Genomic DNA, 7,574 nt, shown 5'->3' with positions numbered 1-7,574 from the left:
CGACGACGCTGCGGGAGCGCCGGAAGCCGGGACTGCGGCGTCGTCGGGCGAGGGTGAAGAACCGAGCCCGCGGAAGATCGGGGAGCACCCCGTGATCGACTACCGGGACTCCTTCGCGGGTCCCGAGGAGTTCGAGGTGACCGAGCCCTCGCCCGCGGATGACCCGCTGCTGTTGTACTTCACCTCCGGGACCACGTCCCTGCCGAAACTCGTGGAGCACACCAACGTCACGTACCCCGTGGGGCATTTGTCCACGATGTACTGGATCGGGCTGGAACCCGGGGACGTGCACCTGAACGTGGCGTCGCCGGGGTGGGGCAAGCACGCGTGGTCCAACTTCTACGCACCGTTCATCGCGGGTGCCACCGTGTTCCTCTACAACTACTCGCGCTTCGACGCCGTGGCACTCATGGACCAGATGGACCGCGAGGGCGTGACGTCCTTCTGCGCACCGCCCACCGTGTGGCGCATGCTCATCCAGTCGGACCTGACCCATCTGAAGAACCCGCCGCGCAAGACGGTGTCCGCGGGTGAACCACTGAATCCGGAGATCATCGCGCGGGTCAAGGCCGCGTGGGGCACCGAGATCCGTGACGGGTACGGTCAGACCGAGTCCTCACTGCAGATCGCCAACACCCCCGGGATGCCCGTGAAACCCGGGGCCATGGGCCGTGCGCTACCCGGGTACGAGACCGTGCTGATCGACACCACGACCGGTGAGGTGAGCGAGACCGAGGGCGAACTGTGCTTGCGTCTGGACCCGCGTCCCGTGAGCCTGACACCCGGCTACCACGGAGACGCCGCGAAGACCGATGAGGCGTTCCGGGGCGGCGTCTACCACACCGGGGACGTGGTCTCGCGGGACGAGAACGGGGTCTTCACCTACGTGGGCCGCGCGGACGACGTGTTCAAAGCCTCCGACTACCGGCTCTCTCCCTTCGAGCTGGAATCCGTGGTGATCGAGCACCCCGCGGTCGTGGAAGTGGCAGTGGTGCCTTCGCCGGATCCCATCCGCCTGGCCGTTCCCAAGGCGTACGTGGTGCTCGCCGCGGGTCACGAGCCCACCGCCGAGACCGCGGAGAGCATCCTGCATCACTGCCGCGTGAACCTCGCGCCGTACAAGCGAATCCGGCGCCTCGAGTTCTTCGACCTGCCCAAGACCATCTCCGGCAAGATCCGCCGGGTGGAACTGCGCACCCGGGAAGCCCATCTGCACCCGGGCGGCCCGGAGGGCGGGACCACCGGGGAGCACACCGAGTTCTCGGACTCTGACTTCCCCTCGCTGCGCGGGAAGTAGGGGTCCGGGCAGTTCACCTCGCGCGGCACCCGACAGACCGCGCGGCAGGATGGCGCCGCAGCGGCGTCGTCGTCCTTACGTGGCGATCCGCCCCATCGCAGCGAACGCCACCATCCCGGACACGTGCAGGGTATCTTCGTCCAGCACACCGCAGGAATAGGCGTTGTTGTCCGCGACGTGGGCGGGCAGTGCGGCGGGCACGATTCCCTGACCACGGGTCACGGGAACTCCTGGATGTGACGACTGTTGATCCACCAGCCAGCCTTCCAAAACGCTGTGCCGGGTGCAACAGAGGGGTCCAGTGCGTCACTCCCACGTCACGGCGTGATGTCGGGGTCGCGCGTTCCCGGGCCTGCGCTCCGAAGCTCCGGCGCGGACGTAAGCTTGCCGGGCCTCGTCGTTCCCGGATGACGGCGCTCTGGAACCTCCTTGCTGCGAAAGGCCCGCCGTGAGCATCACCGTCACTCCCGTGGAGACCACCGACCGCTCACGCGCCCGCGTCCTGGGGTGGGTGGGACTGGGCATCACCCTGGCGATCCTCGTGGGCGGGCTGTTGTGGGCCAAGTGGCTCCCCTACGAGGCCAAGACCCAGACGCTCGCCGAAACCGGGGTGTGGAACGGGGCGGCGATCTTCGGCTCCGCGGGTGAACCGGGGTCCGCGCCGTCGTTGCGGGGTGCGATCGACTTCACCGTGGTCTACCTGAAGGCCGTATGGAAGGCCGCTCTCGTTGCCCTGCTCGTGGCCGCGGCCCTCGAATCCCTGGTCCCCCGGCGCTGGTTGCTGCGGGTGCTCAGCCGCAAGACCTCGTGGGGTCAGGGGATCTCCGGGGCGCTGCTGGCGCTGCCCAGCATGATGTGCACGTGCTGCACCGCGCCGGTGGCCATCGGACTGCGCCGCAGCGGTGCGCCCGCGGGGGCCACCATGGCGTACTGGCTCGCAAACCCCTTGCTCAACCCGGCCGTGCTGGTGTTCCTGGCGCTGACCATGTCCTGGCCCTTCGTGACCACGCGCGTGGCCGTGGGCATCCTGGTGGTGTTGATCGCCGCAGTGCTCGTGAGCCGCACGTTCTCGACCGTCACGGTGCAGACCCCCGATGCCCTCCCCGCCGACCCGCGGACGTGGGGCGAGATGCTCTCCCGCTTCGGGCGAGCACTGGGCCGGTACCTGGTGGTGATCGTCCCGGAGTACGTGATCCTGGTGCTGCTGGTGGGGTTGTTCGCCGGATGGCTCTCGGACTTCACGGGTCTCGCGGACCACGCCGGGCTCTTCTCGCTGCTCATCGTGGGCCTGATCGGGGCGGCCCTGGTGATCCCCACCGGCGGCGAGATCCCGGTGATCATGGGGCTCACCGCGGCGGGCGCAAGCTACGGGGTGGCCGGGGTCCTGCTCATCACCCTGCCGGCCCTGAGCATCCCCTCGATCATCATGGTCGCCCGGCATTTCGGGACCAAACAGACGCTGCTGGTCACCGGATGGGTCGTGATCGGCGGGTTGGTGGCCGCAGCGCTGCTCACCGCGCTGGTCTGAGCCAGCGGGTCAGGGCCAGTTCGTCCGGGCAACAAACCAGATACTCGAGTCGCCCGCATAGCGGTCGACGCCGCGGCCGCCCGTACATGGGCCGACGGCACGATGACCCCTGGCGCGGCGACGGCACCGGGCCGCGCGGCGTCGTCGTCAACCGGCGATCAGTGCGTAGATCCCGCCCAGGACGACGATTCCGAAACCGAAGCCCGCATACAACTGTGCCCACGTATGGGCGCGCAGGACGCGGCGGCTCACGCACACCGCCACCGCGACGGGCAGGAACAGCAGGCCCCACGGCCCCACCGCGACGGGCAGGATCACCGCAGTGCCGCCCATCATCATCCCGTGCACGGAGATCTTCCAGAACGGGCTCACGAGCGCGACCACCGCGCTCGCCGCGAGCGTGGCCATGAGCAGTCCGGTGATCTCCACGGGTCCGTGGAACGCGAGGTTGACCGCCAGGAACACGGCCACCAGCGCGAAGGTCCCCAGCATCACGGGTCGGCGGTGCTCCTTGACGCTCACGTGGTGGTCGGTGAGCACACCCCGGCGCGCCAGCACCGTGACCGTGGCGAGTGAGACCCCGCAGACCGCCAGCGCCGCCACCACGCCCCACAGCAGTGCCCCGAGGCTCCTGTGCACGGTCCACGGCAGGACCACCAGCAGCGCGGCCAGCACGAGCGGCGCCTGGAAGACCTCGCTGAGGACAAGGGCCCACGCGGGCCCTCGTTCAGCCGGGGCAGGATCCGGGCGCGGCGACGTTGTCCCCTCGTAGTTGGTCACGTGTGGCGGTCAGAAGTCGAGCGTCTCGTAGGTCTTGTGCGCACGCTCCGCCAGGGCGGGGATCGCCTGGCGTGTTCCCCACTGGTCGAAGTGCTCGGAGCTCACATGGGCCGTGAACGCATCCTCGTCCGTGTACACCTCGAAGATGCGGAACACGGCAGGCTCCTCCGGGCTCTGGTACGCCTGGTAGTAGAGGTTCCCGGGCTCCTGGCGAGCGGCCGGGGAGAGGTGGGAGAGCGCGTCACGCACGGTGTCCTCCTCTCCGGGCTTCGCAGTCCAGGTGGCGCTGCAGACGAAAGCCATGGGTTGTCCTCTCTCGATGTTGACACCGGACGGTCACCGGCCCGCCTCATGCTACCGGCCCGAGCTGGCGCGGTTCTGCGGGGAGGCATGCGCTGCCGTGCACCGTGGCCCGGCAAGATGTCCCCACCACGCGCTGTCCGTCCACCCGAGAGCACCGGCCATGGCAGAACCACCCGTCGTTCGCATGTTCAACGAGTAAACCTTCAGCTGGCCGTTCTGGGGAGAGAACGGTCTCCCGGACCAGGAGGACTTCCCCCTCCCGCTGAAACTCACCAGGGACGTCCTGGTCTGGACTCGGAACTTCGACCACGAGAGGGGCTGGCCAACGGCAGAGCAGCGGGAGGCCAGCCGCCGTGAGGGCGAACGACTCGCAGGGAGGGTGCAGGATTCGGTGGGCCCAGGGGTCACCATCGACCTGAACAGGTGGGAGGCACATGTCCACAAACCACGCCTGCCTCGGTGGCTGCGGATGCTCACCGGTCTCACGCCGGCGAGCTCGTGTGAGGCGCTCGTGCTGGGCCGCCGCTACGCGGAGCTGCCGAACCCCAGCCGACACGTGGGCGTGATGCTCGACGCCGCTGCGCAGCACCCCGGACGCACCGGCCGCGAGGTGCTGCAGCTCTCCGCCACCATCACGGATGCGGGCAGGGCACGGGTGGACGAGATGCTGGAGCTCGACGCCGTGTGCCCCTGACCCTGCCGCGCGTCGAGCTGCGCAAGCGGGGGGCACCCGCGCCGGGCGCGGTCTGCTGATCGCCATCGGCATGCTGACCGCTCTGGCCCTGGGCTTGTTCATGTGGGTCGCACGCAACGACGGCGCACCCTTGTCGGCGGCCCTGGCCGTGACCACGACCCCCCCAGGGTCTGCTGCTGCCCGTGCTCGGGATCATCACGGCATGCAATGAGTGGAGCCAGCGCACCGCGCTCATCCCCTTCACGCAGGAACCCCGCAGGCTGCGCGTGGTCCTCGTCAAAATGCTCTCGGCTGCGGCGCTGGGCACCATCGCGGTGGCTCTCGCCTGGGTCATGGCCCTCGTGGCCTTCCTGATCCTCGCCGCGCTGACCGGCCAGTCCCTGAATCCCGATCCGGACTGGGGACAGCTCGCGGGCGGGTGGCTCACCCAGCTGATCGCCGTGCTCCAGGGCGTGGCGTTCGGTCTCGCCCTGCTGTCCGTCCCGTTGGTGATCGGGATCTGGCGTGTGCTCACGCGCGAGGTGAAGTAGGCGCGCCGCGCTCAGTCGGCGGTCGTGCGCGGTGCCGGATCCCGGTTGCCGGCCCGCTCCAGCCGCACCACATGGTCCGCGAGCTCGGCCACGTCCTGCGGGTCGTGCGTCACGATCATTGCGGTGCGCCCGGCGAGCACCCGCTGGAGCACCTTCCTCATCCGAGGCCGCGCGGTCACGTCCAGGGCGCTCAGGGGCTCGTCCAGCAGGATCACGCGCGGCTCTGCGGCCAGCACCCGCGCGATCGCCACGCGCTGGGCCTGCCCGCCGGACAGCTCGTCCGGCATGCGCTGGGCGAACGCCCGCGCGTCCACCTCGCGCAGCCACGCCAGGGCACGACGCCGCGCCATCGCCTTCCCCGCGCCACTCGCCCGGGGGCCGAAGGCCACGTTGTCGAGCACGTTGAGATGGGGGAACAGCAACGGTTCCTGGGCCATCAGGGCCACACCCCTGCGATGCGTCGGGACCCACATGTCCTGGGCCGTCCCACCGGCGCGCAGCACGGATTCGTCCCCCACCCGGATCTCACCGTGGTCGGGGGCCAGCAGGCCCGCGATCACGTCGAACACGGTGGACTTCCCCGCGCCATTGGGCCCGATCAGGGCCGCGGTGGTTCCCGGCCCCACTGTGAAATCGGCGGCCACACGGCGGCGGTCGTGTTCAACACGGACCATCAGTCCGGGCGCCTCCCCCGCTACGCGGGGCGTGCTCACCCCTAGGCCCGACGCGCCCCCGGGTGCAACCGCGGATGCGGCTGCGGTCCTGACCACGGCGCCATTCCGCCCGGCCCCGGCGTCCGCCGTCCCAGACCCGGCCGCGGGTCGGTCACCGACCGCATGGGCAGTGCGGCTGTCCTTCGAGGACTGCGTCGAGCCGCCGGAGCGGGGCTGTGATCCCTCCGGATGGGGACCCCACTGCGGACCCGGCGCGAACCACCGGGTGAGGTTGGCGCGAAAGCCGGCGCCGCGGCGTCGTCGGGAGGGAGCACTGACCCCCACGACGAGCAGAGCAACGAGCACGAGCAGCAGGGAGAGGGCCACGGCGGCGTCGGGATCGGTCTCGCGCTGCAGGTAGATCTCGAGCGGGAGCGTGCGGGTCACGCCCTGCAGGCTGCCCGCGAACGTGAGGGTGGCGCCGAACTCGCCGAGGCAGCGCGCGAAGGACAGCGCGGTCCCGGAGAGCACCGCGGGCAGCACCAGGGGCAGCGTGACCCGGAACAGGGTGCGCGTGGGGGATGCACCAAGGCCCGCCGCGACCCGTTCGTAGCGAACGCCCGCGGTGCGCAGCGTGCCCTCCAGGGAGACCACCAGGAACGGCAGGGCCACGAACGTCTGGGCGAGCACGACGGCCGCGGTGGTGAACGCGATGTCCACGCCCGCCGAGGACAGGGGGCCGCCCAGGAAACCCATGCGTCCAAAGGTGTACAGCAGCGCGATACCGCCCACCACGGGTGGCAGCACGAGCGGCAGCAGCACCAGCGAGCGCAGGAGCGTGAGGCCGCGCACGGTGGAACGGGCCAGGACCAGGGCGAGCGGGCACCCCAGCACCAGGCACAGCGCCGTGGACGCGACCGCGGTGCGAAGGCTCAACCACAGCGCGGCGAGCGAGGACTCGCTCGTGAGCAACTCCCCCAGGTGCGCCCAATCGATGCGCAGCACCATGCCGAGCAAGGGCAACAGGATGACCAACGCCCCCGCCACCGCCGGGACCAGGACCCACCGGGGGGTCGTGACGAACCCGCGCGTCACGGTGCGCCGAAGCCCGCGTCCTCCAGGACCTTCCGGCCCTCGTCACCCTGGACGAGGTCCACGAACTGCCGGGCGAGCTCCGACTCCGCGGAATCCTTGAGGGCGACCACGGGGTAGTTGTTGACCGCCTGATCCGTGCGCGGGATCTCGACGGTCGTGACCCTGTCCTGCGCGGACTTGGCATCCGTGACGTACACGATCCCCGCGTCCGCCTGCCCGGAGGTCACCTTGCCGAGCACGTCCGTGACCGCGTTCTCCTGGCTCACGGGGTGGAGCGCGACACCGTTGGCCTTCTCGATCTCCTGCGTGGCCGCACCGCACGGTCCCTCCGGGGCGCACGTGACCAGCTTGACGTCCCGGTCCACCACGTCCCGGAAGGAGGTGATGTCCGCGGGGTTGTCCTTGGGTACCGCGAGGGTGAGCACATTGGTCGCGAACACGCTCGGCTCCCCCGCGGCCAGGCCCGCGTCCGTGAGCTTCTTCATGTTCTTCTGGTCAGCGGAGGCGAAGACGTCCGCGGGGGCGCCCTGGGTCAGCTGTTGCACGAGCCCGGACGAGCCTCCGTAGTTCATGCTGACCTTCACCCCCGGGTGCGCCGCCTCGAACGTGCGCGCGAGCTCGTCGAAGGAATGGGTCAGCGAGGCCGCCGCGGACACCCGCAGGGTCGTCTCCTGATCGGACGACGACGCCGCGT

At 70.1% G+C, this 7,574-nt stretch carries 9 protein-coding genes; 4 read left to right on the top strand and 5 right to left on the bottom strand.

What is annotated here, in order from left to right; translation table 11 throughout:
• The coding region (locus B3I25_RS00880) for an AMP-binding protein (protein WP_286737503.1) at window positions 1-1,297 on the top strand (1,297 nt) is incomplete at its 5' end.
• A 75-nt stretch (window positions 1,298-1,372) separates the two neighbouring features.
• Here the strand turns inward: B3I25_RS00880 and B3I25_RS00875 are convergent.
• Window positions 1,373-1,519: a hypothetical protein gene (locus B3I25_RS00875; protein WP_197493124.1), complete on the bottom strand. Its 147-nt coding sequence runs from the start codon at window positions 1,517-1,519 to the stop codon at window positions 1,373-1,375.
• A gap of 226 nt (window positions 1,520-1,745) precedes the next feature.
• Between B3I25_RS00875 and B3I25_RS00870 the strand changes: the two genes are divergently transcribed.
• Window positions 1,746-2,825, top strand: coding sequence for a permease (locus tag B3I25_RS00870; RefSeq protein ID WP_286737502.1), 1,080 nt, complete (start codon window positions 1,746-1,748; stop codon window positions 2,823-2,825).
• 147 nt (window positions 2,826-2,972) lie between these two features.
• On the opposite strand, the gene B3I25_RS00865 is transcribed toward B3I25_RS00870, so the two are convergent.
• Together B3I25_RS00865 and B3I25_RS00860 are read right to left on the bottom strand one after the other, a co-directional pair.
• A complete protein-coding gene (locus tag B3I25_RS00865; RefSeq protein ID WP_286737500.1) occupies window positions 2,973-3,605 on the bottom strand; it encodes a hypothetical protein in 633 nt (210 codons plus the stop codon).
• A 9-nt stretch (window positions 3,606-3,614) separates the two neighbouring features.
• Window positions 3,615-3,908, bottom strand: a complete 294-nt coding sequence (locus tag B3I25_RS00860) for a putative quinol monooxygenase (RefSeq protein ID WP_064846468.1) — start codon at window positions 3,906-3,908, stop codon at window positions 3,615-3,617.
• Between the two features lie 469 nt (window positions 3,909-4,377).
• Here B3I25_RS00860 and B3I25_RS00855 point away from each other — a divergent pair, with 469 nt between their 5' ends.
• Window positions 4,378-4,602 (top strand): hypothetical protein, encoded by a 225-nt coding sequence (locus B3I25_RS00855; protein ID WP_349676513.1) that lies wholly within the window; start codon window positions 4,378-4,380, stop codon window positions 4,600-4,602.
• A gap of 182 nt (window positions 4,603-4,784) precedes the next feature.
• The gene (locus B3I25_RS00850) at window positions 4,785-5,132 is read left to right on the top strand and encodes a hypothetical protein (protein ID WP_286737499.1); all 348 of its coding nucleotides are present in this window, start codon (window positions 4,785-4,787) and stop codon (window positions 5,130-5,132) included.
• Window positions 5,133-5,143: 11 nt separating this feature from the next.
• On the opposite strand, the gene B3I25_RS00845 is transcribed toward B3I25_RS00850, so the two are convergent.
• Together B3I25_RS00845 and modA are read right to left on the bottom strand one after the other, a co-directional pair.
• Window positions 5,144-6,880 carry an ABC transporter permease gene (locus B3I25_RS00845; RefSeq protein WP_286737498.1) on the bottom strand — a complete coding sequence of 579 codons (1,737 nt, stop codon included), beginning with the start codon at window positions 6,878-6,880 and terminating at the stop codon, window positions 5,144-5,146.
• On the bottom strand, window positions 6,877-7,574 hold a 698-nt coding region (gene modA / locus B3I25_RS00840; RefSeq protein ID WP_286737496.1), incomplete at its 5' end, for a molybdate ABC transporter substrate-binding protein. The genes modA and B3I25_RS00845, both read right to left, overlap by 4 nt.

This window comes from Kocuria sp. UBA1838 (genome assembly GCF_002338785.1).
In the GTDB taxonomy this organism is placed as follows: Bacteria; Actinomycetota; Actinomycetes; order Actinomycetales; family Micrococcaceae; genus Kocuria; species Kocuria marina.
The sequence above is the reverse complement of the archived record's forward strand: the minus strand, read 5'-3'. Positions and strand labels throughout refer to the sequence as shown.

What these genes read in the sequence shown, in the direction of transcription:
- B3I25_RS00855 (WP_349676513.1), top strand. Translation starts at nt 4,378, where the DNA reads ATGCTCACCGGTCTCACGCCGGCGAGCTCGTGTGAGGCGCTCGTGCTG.
- B3I25_RS00860 (WP_064846468.1), bottom strand. Translation starts at nt 3,908, where the DNA reads ATGGCTTTCGTCTGCAGCGCCACCTGGACTGCGAAGCCCGGAGAGGAG.